Origin of the sequence: Tardisphaera saccharovorans, from assembly GCF_046635845.1 — an archaeon.
Lineage (GTDB): Archaea > Thermoproteota > Thermoprotei_A > Marsarchaeales > UBA168 > UBA168.
The window spans coordinates 17,701-33,878 of record NZ_JAQQXN010000003.1; the positions used below are offsets into that span (position 1 = coordinate 17,701).

General features: G+C 55.6%; 13 protein-coding genes. 6 read left to right on the plus strand and 7 right to left on the minus strand.

Annotated features, from left to right (window positions below; translation table 11 throughout):
- Window positions 1-95 precede the first annotated feature (95 nt).
- Window positions 96-1,661: an APC family permease gene (locus PRZ02_RS05740; RefSeq protein ID WP_449464877.1), complete on the minus strand. Its 1,566-nt coding sequence runs from the start codon at window positions 1,659-1,661 to the stop codon at window positions 96-98.
- Between the two features lie 396 nt (window positions 1,662-2,057).
- Here PRZ02_RS05740 and PRZ02_RS05745 point away from each other — a divergent pair, with 396 nt between their 5' ends.
- The 3 genes from PRZ02_RS05745 (at window position 2,058) to PRZ02_RS05755 (ending at window position 5,953) form a co-directional block, all read left to right on the plus strand.
- The gene (locus PRZ02_RS05745; protein WP_449464878.1) at window positions 2,058-3,695 is read left to right on the plus strand and encodes a cytosine permease; all 1,638 of its coding nucleotides are present in this window, start codon (window positions 2,058-2,060) and stop codon (window positions 3,693-3,695) included.
- Window positions 3,643-4,704 carry an amidohydrolase family protein gene (locus PRZ02_RS05750; RefSeq protein WP_449464879.1) on the plus strand — a complete coding sequence of 354 codons (1,062 nt, stop codon included), beginning with the start codon at window positions 3,643-3,645 and terminating at the stop codon, window positions 4,702-4,704. Before PRZ02_RS05745 ends, PRZ02_RS05750 begins: the two co-directional genes overlap by 53 nt.
- A gap of 145 nt (window positions 4,705-4,849) precedes the next feature.
- Window positions 4,850-5,953, plus strand: a complete 1,104-nt coding sequence (locus tag PRZ02_RS05755) for a hypothetical protein (RefSeq protein ID WP_449464880.1) — start codon at window positions 4,850-4,852, stop codon at window positions 5,951-5,953.
- A 65-nt stretch (window positions 5,954-6,018) separates the two neighbouring features.
- Here PRZ02_RS05755 and PRZ02_RS05760 read toward each other — a convergent pair whose 3' ends face one another.
- Both PRZ02_RS05760 and PRZ02_RS05765 read right to left on the minus strand, forming a co-directional pair.
- Window positions 6,019-6,306 (minus strand): hypothetical protein, encoded by a 288-nt coding sequence (locus PRZ02_RS05760; protein WP_449464881.1) that lies wholly within the window; start codon window positions 6,304-6,306, stop codon window positions 6,019-6,021.
- Entirely contained in the window at window positions 6,303-6,617 is a 315-nt protein-coding gene (locus tag PRZ02_RS05765; RefSeq protein ID WP_449464882.1) for an ArsR/SmtB family transcription factor, read from the minus strand. The genes PRZ02_RS05760 and PRZ02_RS05765 overlap by 4 nt, the downstream gene beginning before the upstream one ends.
- Before the next feature lie 284 nt (window positions 6,618-6,901).
- Here PRZ02_RS05765 and gyaR point away from each other — a divergent pair, with 284 nt between their 5' ends.
- On the plus strand, window positions 6,902-7,960 hold the full coding sequence (gene gyaR, locus PRZ02_RS05770) for a glyoxylate reductase (protein WP_449464883.1): 1,059 nt from the start codon (window positions 6,902-6,904) through the stop codon (window positions 7,958-7,960).
- A 1,104-nt stretch (window positions 7,961-9,064) separates the two neighbouring features.
- On the opposite strand, the gene PRZ02_RS05775 is transcribed toward gyaR, so the two are convergent.
- Window positions 9,065-10,822, minus strand: a complete 1,758-nt coding sequence (locus PRZ02_RS05775; protein ID WP_449464884.1) for a hypothetical protein — start codon at window positions 10,820-10,822, stop codon at window positions 9,065-9,067.
- A gap of 53 nt (window positions 10,823-10,875) precedes the next feature.
- Window positions 10,876-11,256 carry a DUF5060 domain-containing protein gene (locus PRZ02_RS05780; RefSeq protein ID WP_449464885.1) on the minus strand — a complete coding sequence of 127 codons (381 nt, stop codon included), beginning with the start codon at window positions 11,254-11,256 and terminating at the stop codon, window positions 10,876-10,878.
- Window positions 11,257-11,631: 375 nt separating this feature from the next.
- Between PRZ02_RS05780 and PRZ02_RS05785 the strand changes: the two genes are divergently transcribed.
- Complete coding sequence (locus tag PRZ02_RS05785; protein ID WP_449464886.1) at window positions 11,632-12,630, plus strand: Gfo/Idh/MocA family protein; 999 nt, start codon at window positions 11,632-11,634, stop codon at window positions 12,628-12,630.
- A gap of 32 nt (window positions 12,631-12,662) precedes the next feature.
- Here the strand turns inward: PRZ02_RS05785 and PRZ02_RS05790 are convergent, their stop codons facing one another.
- Window positions 12,663-13,349: a ThuA domain-containing protein gene (locus PRZ02_RS05790; RefSeq protein ID WP_449464887.1), complete on the minus strand. Its 687-nt coding sequence runs from the start codon at window positions 13,347-13,349 to the stop codon at window positions 12,663-12,665.
- A gap of 486 nt (window positions 13,350-13,835) precedes the next feature.
- Entirely contained in the window at window positions 13,836-14,045 is a 210-nt protein-coding gene (locus tag PRZ02_RS05795) for a hypothetical protein (RefSeq protein ID WP_449464888.1), read from the minus strand.
- An 81-nt stretch (window positions 14,046-14,126) separates the two neighbouring features.
- On the opposite strand from PRZ02_RS05795, the gene PRZ02_RS05800 reads away from it, so the two are divergent.
- Window positions 14,127-15,962 (plus strand): family 14 glycosylhydrolase, encoded by a 1,836-nt coding sequence (locus PRZ02_RS05800; protein ID WP_449464889.1) that lies wholly within the window; start codon window positions 14,127-14,129, stop codon window positions 15,960-15,962.
- Window positions 15,963-16,178 lie beyond the last annotated feature (216 nt).

Here is a 16,178-nt window from a genome sequence, read left to right on the forward strand (position 1 = left end):
CGACGTCCCTGACGTCACTGGCCCTAGGCATGCTCGATGGCCGAATTCCGCTAAAAATGCGCTACCGCATTTATGAAGCGCAAGGAGACAGAATGTCAATGAACGGACGACAGCCCATTCCTATACCCCAAGTGATAGACGACAACCGAGAATGTTAATACCACAAGCTCGTCGTAGGGAAACGGTATTACGTTTAGGCCGTTGAACGCAGACGGGCCCATGAAGGAAATAAGTATGAGACCAAAGAGGTATATCAGAAGCCAGCCAGATTTGGCCATCTGGCGTGCCAGCGCTGACATTCCCTCTTTCCTTTTTGTGAACGCATAAGCGGCTATCCCGCTCACCACGAAGGCCAGCCCATATCCGGTATACGGCCAGCCGCTCCAGTAAACGAGAAAGGAAGCTGCCGCAAATCCCAGAGGTGCAAGGGTCCTGCCAAAGGGCACTCTAAACGAGGCTTTCTCCCCCCTCGCCCTGTACAACATGGCAGCAAGAGGACCACTAATGCCATAACTGACCACTCCGGATATCGTTGACACGTAGTAAAGCGCCCAATAGCCCAGCGAGAGGGAGAGCAAAACAGTCTGAAAGACGGCTATTACCAGCAGCGACACGTAGGGTGTCGCGTACTTGCCGTGCACCTTTGCCAGAGGACCAGCATCTGCCATCTGGTAAGGAACCCTTGCCGTGGTGGTTGTGTACACTCCCGCGGTGCCCAGGGCTGATATGACTATCCCAACTGTTATGAGAAGCGCTAGCGAGCCGGAGCCGTTTGAACTGGCGACCTGCGCGAGCGTGTAATCGGTTGGTATGGAGCCCCATGCGCCCTTGGTTATGCCCATGGCGGACCAGTTGATCATACCCGTGAACACGGCTGAGACCGCCACGTATACCACAGCCGCTATCCCAATGGAGAGAAGCGTGGCAAGGGGAAGCAGGTACTTGTTCTTTCCTGACTTCGCTTCTCCTCCGAGGTCCGTCGGTTGCCTGAAGCCCAGGTAGGAGAATACCGTGGCGGATACCCCAAGCAGCACTCCCGATCCGGCCTCATCCCTTGGCAAGAACAGGCCGTAGTTGCTGGGATGTAAGAAAAACAGGCCTCCCGCCACGAAGCTGAAGACCGCAGCCAGCTTAAGCCCCGTGGTAGCCGTGGCGTACCATCCGCCGTACTTGACCCCCATCACGTTGATGGCAGTAAGCGCCCACAGCAGGCCCACGGACAAAAGCACCCCCTCGGTGCTTAGCACGCCCACCGTCCCAAAAACCGGAAGCGTGGCGGTTGCGGTAAGGCTCGGGAAGAACGATGACAGATAAAGCATTATGGTGAAGAGCTCAATGGGAACGGTTGTGGCATACGATATCAGGGTACCCCAGCCCGACATGAAACCTGGGAAGTCTCCGGTGGTCTCTTTGGCGTAAACGTAAAAACCGGATGTCGTTGCCCTTAGGCTTCCAAGCTCCGCGTAGAACAGCGCTATGATCGCCATGGCGATGGCGCCTATCACCCACGATAACAAGCCAAGAGGTCCTGCCACAGAAGCCACCGCGGCTGGAGCGACAAAAATCCCGGCACCAATTATGGCGCCCAGCCCCAACGCCGTTAGCTGAAGGAGACCTAACTCCTTTTTTAGGTTAGAATCCTTCTTTAAACTTACTTCCATTCTTGTTTTGAACTCAAAAACTTCCTGATTTAAGCTTTGTGTCGTTAGCTTTGTGTTATTTTATATTTAATGGTAAAGCATGATATCACATGCATCCGAAGGGTTCGGTACGTGCCGGGTGGGCTCGGACCCGCAGGAGCTGCCCCCACGCCAAGGGAAAAGAGACTGGATCCCGGTGACTTATGAAAGGGTCGCAGGAAGGCGCACGCACAGGCATAAAACGCGCTAGAGTTTGGGCCAGCCCTGCAAAAACATGACATGAACCCATCAAAATATCCTTATAAATGTCGCAACATGCGATCAGGGTTCTCGTGCTAGGAAGACCTATGGGATACGGAAAATTGGGCTTCCGTTTTTCTGCGCTTTTCGCTCAGTCATACCCCGGAGGTAACGTTAATGGGCGAGGAGCGCAGGGTCGGCTCAACGGTTTTCTACCCAGCGAGGGGGCAGGTGGAGGTCACGTGCTCGTTTCCAGGCGAAAACTATCTCTGGAACCCGGACTTTCACCCAACCCCAGTTTCGCTCCGCAGCTGGGGTCCTTGGACTTACACGGCCATATGGTTCGGAATGGTTTTCGTGATACCCACGTGGTTCTTGGCCGCAGCGGGCTTCTCCTTCGGTCTTAACTGGTGGGAGATACTTCTGGACTTCTTCCTTGGAAGCAGCATAATCCTGATCCCCACGCTCATCCAATCGCACGGTGGGGCGCGCTATGGCATGTCAGAGCCGCAGCTCACGAGGACGCGCTGGGGGGTATATGGCGCCCAGATCCCCTCTTGGATAAGGGCCATCATATCCATGGGGTGGTGGGGGATCGTCTCATACATAATCACCGAGGCCGCCGTGGGCATGTACGCCGTGCTCACTGATAAGACTGGGATGCTAAGCGGGGCAACAAGTTACTCGCTCGCGCTCACGTTCCCAAGGCTTTTCTGGCTTACCTTCATTGCGGTGATAGCCCTTCAGGTAGTGCTCTTTTACTTTTCCCCTCCAACAAAGGCGCAGCCCCCTCTTAAGTTCTTGGCAAGGATGGCGGCGCCAATCGTGGCTCTTGGATTCGCGATCTTGTTCGTCTTCGTGATGACAAGGTCTAACTGGAACTTCTCCCCGATAATGTCTATACCGCAGAGGTCAGCTAACTTCGCGCTCAGCGAGCTTGCCTACCTCAACGCCGTCATAGCAGACTGGGCGACCATGGCCATAAGCATGCCCGACTTCACGAGGTTTGCGAGCTCCCAGCGCTCTCAGGCATGGGGCCAGCTTCCGATGCCCTTCATGATGACCGGGGTCGCAGTACTTGCCCTCCTCGCCTCAGGAGCGACCATGGCGCTGGGGATCAACGGCGGAGCTGGTATAATTGACCCAGTGGTGCTAGCCACAGTTATGCTTCCCAGATGGCTTGCTCTATTCGTCCTTTTCGCTTTCGCTCTCGCAATGTTCGTGGTCAACGTTTTCGCAAATTCGGTTGCCCCGGGATATGACATAGCCAACACCTACTCGAAGCACCTTAGCTGGTTCAGGGGAATAGTCATAGGCATAGCCATAAGCGCGGCTTTGGGCACGTGGACGTTTTACGCCTCAGGCGCGTACTCCTTCATATACAATTGGTTGCTGGCCTACGGGGCCCTACTTGGGGCAGTAGAGGGAATAATAGTGTTTGACTATGCGGTGATAAGGCGCTTCAAGTTTGAGCCAGCCGACGTTTACCTGACAAGGGGAAAGTTTAGGTACTGGAAGGGATTTAACCCGGCAGCGTTGATCGCGTTTGCGCTGGGAACGATCATCACGTATGCCTCGCACTGGGGGCTTGTGGTCAACCCAATAACTCAGACGCTGTACGCGGGCTCGTGGATATCTGCCTTCTTCATAACCGGTTTCACCTATCTTATCCTCATGAAGTTCTGGGTCATCCCAAGGTATCAGCCCTTCCTAAAGGGAGGGATCTTGCACGGCTACTTGAGCGAGGAGGTGAAGGAGCTCTTTGAAGAGCGATGTCCGCAGGGTAGATCTTCACTCACATTTCTTCCCTGCTAGGACCCGTGACCTTCTGAGAGAGGGAATCGGAAGGATTCGGCTGGCGCAGCCGGATAGCGTGGGGAGGGTGTTCCTCTACGACTCAGAAAGCGGGCACGCGCTGACCTACTTCTCCCAGGGCTCCGCCCACGTAGACCTAGAGCAGAGGTTGCGTGCCATGGACGCGTATGGGATAGGAATGCAGGTCATAAGCGTCAGTCCCCCAAACGTTGACGTGATACCTGACGAGGAATCCGCGTCGAGGCTTGCGAGGGCGATCAACGATGGGTTGGCCGAAGCAGCCTCCAAGTACCCGGACAAGTTCATGGCCCTCGCAACGCTGCCAATGTGTAGCCCCGAAGCCGCGATTGATGAGGCCAAGAGGGTGTCGAGGGATCTCGGCGTCAAGGGAGCGCTGATCAGCTCAAACGCCAACAAGACCTTTTACGACCAGCGGAAGGGATACGAGGACGTGTTTAGAACGCTGCAGGACCTAGGCATGTTCGTGTTCATCCATCCCACCGAGCCCGCGGCGTGGGATCGGGTAGGAGAGGACTACAACTTGAACCTGATTTACGCGTGGCCATTCGACACTACCCTTTCGGCCGCCAGGCTCGCGTTTTCTGGCCTTTTGCAGAGGTTGCCCAAGCTCAGGGTCGTGCTGGCCCACGGCGGGGGTATGATACCGTTTTACGCTGGAAGGCTGAGCATGCTTGGCCATGACATGAGGGGAGGGGGTAAGGAAAGGGGATTTGCCGTACGGGACCCATTGGGCGAACTCAAGAGATATTACTACGATGCCGCGGTGTTCAGCGCCAACTCCGTTAGGCTATTGGTGAACTTCGCGGGGGCAGATCACGTTATCTTTGGTACCGATTATCCCTTTGGTCCCGAGGGAGGGAACGCGTGCTACGACGAGGAGTTAAGGGCCATTGAGGAAGCGGTCGACCTTCAGGATAGGGATAAGGTGCTTTGGAGGAACGCTGCAGGGCTGCTGGGATTGCGCTCACGACGCACCGCGTCATTTTGAGCTGCCTATCGGACTTGAGCGCCTTTTTCAAGAACGCGACGGAGAAAGGCCCACGGCATATGCTGACATCTTAACATTTGTATGTAAATTGCGATAAAATTTGAAAAACGCGTTTTAGCCTATGGATGATGGGCTATGAATAAAAATGAACGCGAAGCTAATGATCTTGTCGGTTATAGCTCTGGTTCTACTGGTCACAACCGCTGCATTTGCAGCAATGTATTACTCGGTTCAGTCCGCAGACAACGAAAAGATAAGTCAGCTACGCGATGAGGTTTCATCGCTTAACTCTACCAACTTGCAATTAAGCGCCAAGCTCTCAGCCATCAACTCATCGCTGCAGGGCACCTACGCTCAGTCAGCCCTGGCCGCCGCCATGGCCCATTGGAACTACATAGCCATAGAGAACACCACGCTGATCGACAGCTCCTACTCCCCATCCGCAACGCTTCGTTGGGTGGGAGGCCCTTTGACGGGCACCTACCTTGGTATAAGCGAGATAAGCGCCGTTTGGACAAAGTTCACGAACCTCTACGAAACCGTGTACTGGTACACCGTCGTTCCTCCAACCGTGAGCCAAGTTAACTCATCCTACTACTCGGTTTCAGCGCCGGTCCAGTTCTTGGTCGCCCCGAGCTCTGATCCAGAGAACGTGTTCGTGTTGAACGTAACCGAGAACCTGCTTTTGGCAAAGGCGGTGCCAGCGTTCACCATAGTAAGCGAGGTCTGGTCCGTGAAGCCCATAACGCTTCAAAGCGTGATATCTGGTTATCCTGGACAGCCATCTCTAATAAAGGCTCAACTGCTAGCCGACGGCTACTCTCACTGGAACGACATATCCATCGAGAACGTGACGCTGATATCCCAGCAGTACTCGCCAAACGCCGAACTCACCTGGATAGGTGGGCCCCTTCACGGGAACTACACGGGCCTAAGCCAGATCGCTGCTGTGTGGAACAAGTTCTCAAACGCCTACGAGTACGTGCTTTGGTACGCGGAAGTACCGCCCACCGTTTCGGTTACGGGGACCACGGCCACCGTAAGCGGCACGCTTCAGTTCCTTGTCTTCCCATTCAGTTCGGCCAGCTCACCATCACCAAAGGCGGTGCTGCTGAACGTGAACGAGACCTTGACTTACCAGTACAACGTCACGAGCGGGACTTGGCTCATCGCTCACGAAATCTGGAAGGTTGCCCCAACGCCGCTGACCTCAGCCGCGCCGGGTTACCAGCCTCCTAGCTATTCGTGAAATCACGTAAATGTAACACGTTTTCAACTGATCGTTTTTTAAAGAGAAAGGTAGCATGGGCTAGCTCATTGCCTGACCACGTAGGCAAAGGATGCCAGAGCTATTAACGTGAGTGACGTTATCCCCATCAGGGGTATGGCCAGCTCCGCCCCATACTCGGTCGAGAACTTGAAGTACATGAACGATGCCAGAAGGCTCTCCGCAAACAAGGCGCCTGATAGGAGCACAAGGCCATACACGAACTTTGACCGATTTCTGAGCAGCTGCGTCAGGTAGAAGGCGAAAACGAGGCAAGCTATAGCGGCTGACATCAGGGAAAGCACTATATCAGAAATCCAGTAAATACCCATCAACGCGAATCCCCACTGGCCTCATTAAGCTTACCTAACACGTTCTTAAACCAATCGGAATTCGCGTCAACAATATCTGACACGAAATACAGGGCACCGTACCTTGGCCCCTCCGACCTTATGAGCCCGTTCTTTTCCAGAATCTCGAGATGATGAAGCACGGTCCTGTAGTTGACGTTCAGCTCTTTGGCCAGCTGGTTGACGTTTGCAGGTCTTTCCATGAGCTTTCTCATTATGCACAGCCTCATCCTTCCACCTCTACTCCCCACAAAGATCCAGAAATACATGTGCTCCGTGGAGGAGAAGTCAGCCATGCTGCATATATCAGCACGGTAGCTTTAACCTTACGGCTGATTTTGCCTGCGACCAATGCAAACGCCACATAGCCCACTGGGAAAACTGCAACCATTGGCACCGTCAGGCCCATGCGGCGGTGCTCGCTCGAGCTCGGCGCCATGCGCGAGCGCCCGATGAGGATATCATCATGAAATACCGGAAAATTCCTCGGTGTCCCGCAAACCGCGTGGGCCGTAACCCCTAGGTTCTGGCCCTTCTCCCCTTGTCGCGATAAGGGTAAAAGGTATCTCCAAACTGACTCATGGAAAAACCAACGCTCTTCCTTAGCAGGGCGCTTTTCGATGACGTCCACTCAAGGCTTGCCGAGGAGTTTGAGGTTGAAATATGGGACCGTTACCAAGCCCCTCCCTATGACGTTATCGTCGCTAAGGCCAAGGAGGCAGATGCCCTCGTCACGCTGCTCAGCGATAAGGTCGACTGCGGCGTTTTAAGCGGGGCAAGGGCAAGGATAATAGCCCAGTACGCCGTGGGCTTTGACAACGTGGACTTGAGTTGCGCCACCAATCGCGGCATCTACGTCACGAACACCCCAGACGTCCTGACCGAGGCAACGGCCGAGTTCACCTGGGCTCTCATAATGTCGGTGGCGAGGCGCGTTGTGGAAGGCGATCATTTCGTGAGATATGGCGAGTGGCAGAGGACCTCCACAAGCTGGCACCCCACCATGCTAATTGGCATGGAGCTGAAGGGCAAGGTCCTGGGCGTGGTGGGACTTGGAAGGATAGGGAGGCGCGTTGCCGAAATAGGAAAGGGCTTCGGCATGCGCGTAATCTACTGGAGCAGGTCAAAGCACGAGGAAGCTGAGAGGTCAGGGATCAATTACGCCTCGCTAAACTACCTACTTATGACCTCCGACGTGATATCGCTTAACCTTCCCCTGAACAAAGAGACATGGCACATAATAAACTCAGAGGCGCTAAAGCTCATGAAAAGGTCTGCGATACTTGTCAACACGGGAAGGGGAGCACTCATAGATACCGATGCCCTAGTGCAAGCGCTAAGGGATGGCATGATAGCTGGCGTGGGCCTTGACGTGTACGAGCAGGAGCCCCTTCCCCAGAATCATCCCCTTACCGCGTTTAAAAACGCGGTGTTGGCTCCTCACGCCGCAAGCGCCACATACGAGTCAAGACACGGAATGGCGGAACTCGTGGTGGAAAACCTGTTGGCCTTCAAGGAGGGGAGGATCCCTCCCACGCTGGTTAACAGGGAGGTCGCTGAGATAAGGGCCCCGGGCTTCAGCCGAGACAACCTTAACCCAATGCAACTGTCAAAAGGCATAACCAAGGCTGCGGTGTAAACCGGCATCATCTGCACGTAAACTGACCCCGTCCTCACAGATGGTGTGCTCGATGATTACGGCCCAAGCACGTGAATTTCCCTGCAAGAACTTGCCATTAGACCTCGTAATTTTAAGTCCCTTATTCCCAACCAACTCCCTCAATTCACTATGCAAATATGCCTTCATAAATTAGTCCTAATTTTGAGCGGCTGCGAGCTAACCTTGCCCTTTATGCACCTCATAATATAGAGCGCGATCGAGGGCAAGGGGCATGCCTCCCGCTTGAGGGAAAAGCGACGGGGTGAATCGCCATGCAAGGGACGCGGGGAGCAAGGCTATGTGCTACAGAGGCTCGACCGCGGAAGGCTTCCTATCTCGAGAAAGTCGGCGAGAACAAGACCGCGACGAAACAGCGAATCCCACACTCCGAACCATTCCAGACGACTACAGCAACGGCTCCCAGCAACGATATCGCATTGGTAACGCAGGAGGGTTCGTTCAAAGTACGAAAAGGGGACCCATGATGTCATCAAGGGAAAGATGGTGCCGTTCGCCATCGAGCTTGAGGGGCCGCAACTTTCCGTGCAGGTTACGGAGAAGCAGAAGCGATGGGCAAACTTGAGAGGTTTCAGGAATAGGGATGCGAAGGCTGCGCTTGCAAAATTTTATGGGAGTTTCCCGTTCATAAGCTCGGGCACGCGCCTGCCATTAGGCTGATCCCAAAGGTACCGAGGGTCGCTGGTGGAAGAGGAGGAAAGGCAAAAATACAACGAGATCGTTGAGCTTGATCAGATGATCGAAAACCCTATTCAAGCGGTCTCAGCAGTCCGCATATATCCATCAGGGTCGTTTCCGAGTTATCCCCCTTTGGCGTTACCTGTCCCTCCTTTACTAGGTTAGCACTTTTCCGGCGCCTCGGAACAACTCAAACAACGGTTTTATTGCCCGAAAAATTTTTTCTGACCTCCGGTGCTTCCGCATCATTCGAAAATCTCGAGAAATGTGCTTACACATGGTGAAATTGCATATTGAAATCTACTTTTAGCTCTTCCAAGCGATCCCTCATGGAGAAGCGAGGTAAAAAAGACGTAATACCCGGTAACTGCGCGGCAACAGAGCGCGTTATGATGTCCGTCGACCCATGACCTCCTCATAAATTGCCCTTATGGCATCATCACGAGACATTCCCTCTGCCATCTTTTCAGCTATTTGTGCCTCTAACTTCCTCGCGCCCCTCTCAAAGCCCATGTTCAAGGAGTAGTAGCCCAGCAGGCGATTATACATATTTGTGGCGCTCTCTTCGCCCTTCGCTTCCTCTCCGGCAGCCCCATAAGCCTCCGCCCGTAGCACTCTCCTCTTTCCCTTCCCTCTCTCGTGCACGAGAAGGGCGGAAATGGCCATGATCGCAAACACGGCGACCACGAAAGCGGCTTCCTGAACGAACTGGGCTTCGCGCGCGGCCTCCGGGTTCAGCACGTAAGGAGATGTACCAGCAGTCAAGTTAAACCAAATGCCTTGTGCTTCATACCGACCTACGGGCAGCACAACGCTGTCGTTACCCACGGAGGGATGCAGAACGGCGACCGCTCTTCCGCACACGTTATAAACTACCAACCGTTCCTCGTTTGAGGAAACCACCAGGACCCTTTCCGATCCAGGTGTCATTGTCCCTAGGTAGGCGCTCGGGGTGATCGTCACCACAAGAGCGGCGCTGAAATTCAACTGAAGGGTCAGCCTGCCCTGCTGTCCGACGAGGTAACGAAACGCCCGTGAAACCATGCCCGTCACGGGATCCCAAAACTCCACCTCGTAGCTACCAGGGCTCATGCCCACAGTGACGTTCAACGTGGTCTCGGGAAGCCAATAGCGAGCATAATAGTTCATCCAATTTTGCGCGATTTCTGGGTTCACCGCATATATCAAGGCGGCGGTGCCGTTGGAGATGGCGCTTACGAACGGGGAGAGGCCGCCCCTATATTGCACAGAAGCCGGGGAGAAGTCGCTGAAGTTAAGCTCCCCAATCACGTTCTCAACCGAGCGGAAGTAGAAGTAGAGGTCATTGGGGTCCACAAAGCTGTCCCACCACCACGTCATCGCCGTGCCCGCGGACCCGCTGGCCAGGGCTGACCACAGGCCCAGCTCCAGCGAAACCCCCGCGGGGTCCTGCACTGGACCCTTGTAGCTTGCCCCAAACTCCGCAACAAGTATGGGCTTGTGAAATGCCTGATATCTACCGATCCAGTAGCTCAGGTTTCCGGGTATGGCGTATGGGCCGGAGCCGTACAGGTGAAGCTGCGCGTAAGAAATCCCCGGTATGGAAAAAAGCGGAAAGCCGTTTACTGGGTTGCTCACGCTTATGGTTATCATGTGATGATATGGGTCGTTTGCCTCTATGTAGCTGACCATAGTTTTTGCCCAGGCCGCAACCATCGTGAGGTTGTAGCCCGGACTAGCGTCGACCTCGTTGAAGAGCTCCCAAGAAAAGAGGTTAGGAAAGGCGGAGTACCTACCTATGAGGCTTCTTATCCAGAACTCTTCCAGCTTTATCATCTTTGGCGAGGAGAAGAAGGCTGCCGGGGTCACCTGAGCCCACTCGGGGCCTTTTGAGAAGCTCCCAGTGGCATAAGGGCTGAAAAGGCAGAACTGAACGTAAACTCCATGCTCCATGGCGAAATCCAGCAAAGAGCTGTAGTTGGCGCTGAACCACGTGGCCGCGTAAGGGCTCCAGAGCCTTACCCAGTTGCCTCCGTTCTCGGCCAGCTTTCCCACGTAGTACTCCCAACCGCCCGTAAGGTTTCCCGGCGACGAAGCCCACGCGACGTCTTCGCCCACCATAAAGATGGGCTTGCTGCCCGCATAGAAGTAATGACTACCAGCCATTACAAAAGCCATATGCGTAGGAGCAGGCAGAACGCGTATCTCCCCGCTGGCGATCAAGAAGGTCCGGAGGAGTTCCTCATCACGACCTTGTAACTGTAGTCCTCTTGCTGCAGCGGCGTAAACCTCACAGCCCACACGCCAACGGAATACGGATAACAGGGCAAGGAAATGGAGCCAGAAGACGCATCAAAGTACGCATTTACCTCAACCTGGCTCGTATTCAGGGGGTTCTGATATGAAGTTGGGCCCATGAACTTTATCAGTAGGGGCTGATCCAGCTCCGCGCTAAGAGTGGGATAATCCGAAGAGCTGCTTGCCTGAGCCGCAAGGGCGCCCTGAGGCGAGCTTAGAAATGCCGTGAGGAGCGCGATTGCCAACGCCGCAGATAAAGCGCTTTTAACGCCACCCCGCGTTGCCGAAGAGCCATGTGCCATTCTCTTACAGCTCCAGAGCCTAACGCGGGATTTCCGCACGCCCATCGAGCGGTCATCTGCGCTTTTATGACCTGCGCTGCTCCGAACCTCAGAAGCTTCAATCGCTGAAACATCACGTGGCAAGCTGAGATGGAAGCCCGCGTGGAGGCCGTCTAGCAAAATGCGCCACGACCGAGGACTTATCACGCGATAAGTCATGCAAAAACTGATAAACCTATTGTAACGGCAAGAGTCGACCTAAAAAAGCGCAAATCTTCAATACCGTCGGCGGGTTGGCTGCCGCCGCAGGGAAAACTCGCGTCAAGGCAGCCCGAAATTCGCGTAACTTCACAACAAAGCCTGCGGTCGCCTTTTAAATCTCTGGCCGAACCCAGTATGAGTAAGGGGTTTGCGGTTATAGGTTACGGGGGTGCGTTCAGCGAGGGCAAGCTGCACGCCAACGCGTTGAGCTCGACGCCAGGGCTAAACTTGGTCGGGTTTTACGACGTCGACCCATCAAGGGTCAAGCAAGCCCAGGCAGATTTTCCATCGGCAAAGGGATACGGCAGTCTTGAAGATCTGATCGCCGACGAGCAAGTATATGGAGCTGTCGTGGTTACTCCGCACTCAACTCACAGGGATATCGTCGTGAGGTTACTGGAGGGCGGAAAGGCGGTCGTGTGCGAGAAACCGATGGCCATAACCGCAAAGGAGGCCGATGACATGATTGACGCGTCCAGAAGGGCAGGCGTCCCGTTCACCGTTTTCCAAAACAGGAGGTGGGATGGCGACTACCTCACAGTCAAGTCCGTGGTCGAAAGCGGGGTCTTGGGTCCAGTGTTTCTTTACGAGTCCACGGTCGAGGGATACGGCGAACCCCGCGGCTGGAGAAGGGAGAGGAGGTTCGGCGGCGGCATGCTCTACGACTGGGGAGCTCACCTCATCGATCAGGCCCTTCAGCTGGTAAGGGAGAGGCTGCTCTCGGTTTACGCCAAGATGGAGGTTGGAAGGGTTTGGAACGTTGACGTTGACACGCACTCCTTTGTGCTCATGAATTTCGAGCACACGCAGTTCATGGTGGAGACAGGGTCCATAGAAGCGGTGCAGAAGCCCAGGTGGAGGATACTTGGAGAGAAAGGCGGTCTTCAAGCCGAATGGGATAAGGCAAGGATAGCCCTGAGGGGAAAGGGGGTCTCCGTGGACGGAGAGGTGAAGATGATCAAGGGGGACTGGATGGACTTCTACAGGCAACTTTCAAGGGCCTTGAACGAGGGAGGGCAGCTCCCCGTTAGGCCTGAGGAGTCCCGCGACGCCATAGCGGTGATCGAGGCCGCTTTTGAATCCGCGAGGACAGGAGAACCGGTAAAGCCAACGCTGCTCAGGGACTCCGCCTAGCCCTTGCGGCATGTGAGGCATAAGGCCTTCCATCAGAAGTCGTCCTTTCCCCGCCCCCTCTCCAGCCCCTCGGAGGCCCATTGAATCGCGCCCAGGAGGTGCTTCTGGAACCATTCCTGCCTCCACGTGTCTATGAAGTGGCCGAAAGCGGTGTAAAATGCCCTTCCGCTGCCGTAATCGTGGCACCACGCCAGCGCGTAGTCTCCGTCTTCCCTGTTCCCCTTGCTCAAGTCAACGGACGCGCTGTCAAGCCTTATGAGGACGTGGGTGCGATCGCGGCTCCAATCCCTAAACGTGTACACCTCCTCCACGGTGTCAAAGGCTTGGGGAAGGTGCTTGGTCGCCGGATGACCTTGGTCCTCCACGATGGCCCTTATCTTTCCAGTCCAAGGATGCCCGTTGAAGGTCCCTCCGAGCATCTCATGGTACTCGGGAAAGGAGTAGAGGGTATCCGCCGCGTTATGAACCCCTATGAATCCACCTCCGCCCTCCACGAAGTCCAAAAGCGAGTTCTTCTGTTCGTCGGAAAGGGGTAGCTCCCCGGTGGTCAAAAACATGACCGAGGAGTAAGAGTTGATCCCAGGACCAAGCTCAGAGCAGTCCTCGGTCGCGTGGACCTCAAAGCCGGCCCTGTCTCCCATCCTGGTGATCACCTCAACCGCCGTGGTCAGGTAGTTGTGCCTAAATCCGGCGGTGCAAGTCAACAGCAGGACGCGCATAGGCATGTCGCGAGCACGCTTAAAAGGGCGACCATAGCACCTGCTGCGTTGCCACCTGCGGGTAGGTTCCGCCCTCGTTTCGCTTCCTGCCCTTCGCGCAATCGTCTTCACGAAGCGCGGGCACGACCACACCTTTCATGAGCTCAACAAGCGCTACCATCCCTTGCCTGATAGGCCGACCGAGAGCTTGTATCGCCCAGAAAGCATGCAGCAAGCATAGCCTCATGATCTAGGCGCAGATCTCGAGCGCATCCCGCGGAGGACGCACGGCTCGCCTCAGTTCCGTATGGTAGGCCGTGCCTACGGTAACGATTAACAACAACCCGCTTGCGTTCGGCGATCGCCTCTTAGGTGATCGTTAAGCCATCGGCGCGATTGAGCCGCTTGCCCATCGCCTGCAGGGCGTGCCGAAACCTCGTGCTGCCACCGCAATTGGATTGGCATCGCCCCTCAGTCCGGCAAGTGCCAGGATCCCGGTGATAGCGCCTAAGGGAACGAGCCACCAATCTTGGCCTCGGCGGCGCCCGTGCCCTCAAGGGAAAGGCTCTCCAGCTCGCGCTGCGCCGTCCCTCTCCCAGCCATTTCGCCGTTGCCCTGCCAAGCGTATGGGGCTTCGCGCTTGCCGACCTCTGAAATATGAGAAAGGTATCTACATGGAAAGCGAGCGCTTCCCGGCCTTGTCTTCGATGCAGTCACGGCTGAGCTTCCATCAAGCGGACTGATCTGAAAAGCCCACCCGCGCCCTTGCACGTTTAAAAGGCAAGCCCACGTGACGCTATGCAGTTCGTGGTGGGGATGGATAAGGGATTCTCGGGTAAGGCCGACGCGGCGCTCGTCAAGATGAAGGAAGCGGGCGTTACAAGCGTTGAGACCTACGTCCTCTGGAGGGACGTGGAGGGAAGGGAAGAGGGAAACTTCGACTTCTCCCTCTTTGACGAGGACCTAGCTAGCTTGAAGAGGAGGTCGCTGAAGTGGGTTCCCTTTGTGGTCATGGGTCCCTGGTACAGCACGCCCGAATGGTTCATTAGGTCATCAAAATCGGTTCCCTCCGTTTGCCTGGAGCACAACAGGGCCGGAGGAAACCAGTCCATATGGAGCCCCTTCCTGAGGGAACAGGTGAAAAGGCTGCTTGCGGCTTTTCGCGAGCGCTACGAGGGAGAGGAATCCATTGAGTCCGTGCTGATCGGCATATCTGGAGATTACGGGGAGGCCATACAGACCGTTTACGGGAACTGGCCAGGCGAGTACCATGGGCACAGGGGATACTGGGCAGGGGATCCCTACGCGGTAGAAAGCTTCAGGAATTTCCTGCTTTACCATTACGGCTCTCTGAGCGGCATAAACGCCGCTTGGGAAACCGCCTACTCCTGGGAAGAGGTAAGGCCCTTCATACCTCAGCGCCCATACGCGCCCAGCGCGAGGGCAGCTTCTGACTTCTTCAAGTGGTACAGGGAAAGCATGACGTCGTGGGCGGACTGGTGGCTGTCAAACCTGGATGGATGGGAATGGGACGCTTACCTCGTGACGGGAGGCATAGATGAGCCCGAGCACGCCTCTTCCTTCGCGCAGCAGTGCAAGGTCGCCGCTAAGCACGGAAGGGGGGTGAGGATAACCAACGAGGGCAGCGACTACGCGACGAACTTCATGCTCACCCGTCTGGTATCCACGGCTTCCAGAACGTACGGCTGTTACTTTTCCACGGAGCCCGCGTCCTACGTCGACGAGAGGGGAGAGGTGGGAAGGGCCTTCAACGCCTACTCCTCGGGAGCGAGAGCCATGCATGAGTACTTCTACAACCTCTTCAGCGACCTCGAGGGAACGGAAAGGCCAAACCTCTCCGCGCTTCCCCCAGATCTCCTCAGAAGAGCTGGCGACCATAAGACGACCACCGAGGTCGGGCTGGTGATATCTCAGAACGCCAGGGACATGGGAACAAGCTGGTTTGGAAGCGAGCAGTTGGAGGCCTCGAGGAAGATAAGGGAGATAACTGACTTTGACCTGCTCAACGAGGACCTGCTTAGGGACGGTGCGGAGAGGTACAGGTTCCTGCTATTTCCCTACGAGACGGCGCTCGATGACGACGTGCTCCGCAGGCTGGAGGAATGGGTTGGGAGCGGGGGAACCGCGATCGTCTCATCGATTCCTGCGGACTTGTACGGCGATCGCTCGGCCTTCAGCTCGCTGCTGGGCATCAGGGAAGAGGTCACTGGCATATCTCAGGTAAGGCCCATAACGCCGCTGGGCAGCTCAGGCACGGTCTCTAGGGCTTACAGGGTTGAGGGAGCCCAGCTCCACGCCGTGATGACGTACAAGGAGGAAGACCAAAAGGCGGTGGTGTGGAGCAGGTGTGAGGGCAGTGGGGCTCTCGTAGGGGTGTCCACGCCACCTTCAAGCCAGATTTTCCTCAACGCGCTTCGGGGCGCGCTCTACGGGTCGCTGGAAGGCGTAAGGCCCATTGAAAAGCCCTACGATCCCATACCGATAGAGGGGGTATATCCGGCCAGGACAAGCGACCGCTTGTTGGTTTACAACAGCAGGGGCGATGCTGTGACGATAAGCGCGCCAACTGGAAGGGTGGTAGTGGGACCGAACTCGGTCTACGTTTCTGGATAGCGCTTCAGTATGGCGCTTCAGTATATCGCTTTACCCGATTCGAGCCAAGGTAATTGAAGAAAGCTATGGAGATTAGAGGAGCACGGCGGCTTGCATTTCCCACAGCTTCAAAAAGTGGTGCGCTCACCGAACTTTTTCATCCGAATGAAGCCCTTCACGCCCCTCCACCTACCCCATCGCAACTGCTCTGGGAAAGACAAACGCTCATGATGAGAC

Coding starts and splice junctions, on each gene's coding strand:
- PRZ02_RS05740 (WP_449464877.1), bottom strand. CDS start 1,661: ATGGAAGTAAGTTTAAAGAAGGATTCTAACCTAAAAAAGGAGTTAGGT.
- PRZ02_RS05745 (WP_449464878.1), top strand. CDS start 2,058: ATGGGCGAGGAGCGCAGGGTCGGCTCAACGGTTTTCTACCCAGCGAGG.
- PRZ02_RS05755 (WP_449464880.1), top strand. CDS start 4,850: ATGAACGCGAAGCTAATGATCTTGTCGGTTATAGCTCTGGTTCTACTG.
- PRZ02_RS05765 (WP_449464882.1), bottom strand. CDS start 6,617: ATGGCTGACTTCTCCTCCACGGAGCACATGTATTTCTGGATCTTTGTG.
- gyaR (WP_449464883.1), top strand. CDS start 6,902: ATGGAAAAACCAACGCTCTTCCTTAGCAGGGCGCTTTTCGATGACGTC.
- PRZ02_RS05775 (WP_449464884.1), bottom strand. CDS start 10,822: ATGGCTGGTAGTCATTACTTCTATGCGGGCAGCAAGCCCATCTTTATG.
- PRZ02_RS05780 (WP_449464885.1), bottom strand. CDS start 11,256: ATGGCACATGGCTCTTCGGCAACGCGGGGTGGCGTTAAAAGCGCTTTA.
- PRZ02_RS05785 (WP_449464886.1), top strand. CDS start 11,632: ATGAGTAAGGGGTTTGCGGTTATAGGTTACGGGGGTGCGTTCAGCGAG.
- PRZ02_RS05790 (WP_449464887.1), bottom strand. CDS start 13,349: ATGCGCGTCCTGCTGTTGACTTGCACCGCCGGATTTAGGCACAACTAC.
- PRZ02_RS05800 (WP_449464889.1), top strand. CDS start 14,127: ATGCAGTTCGTGGTGGGGATGGATAAGGGATTCTCGGGTAAGGCCGAC.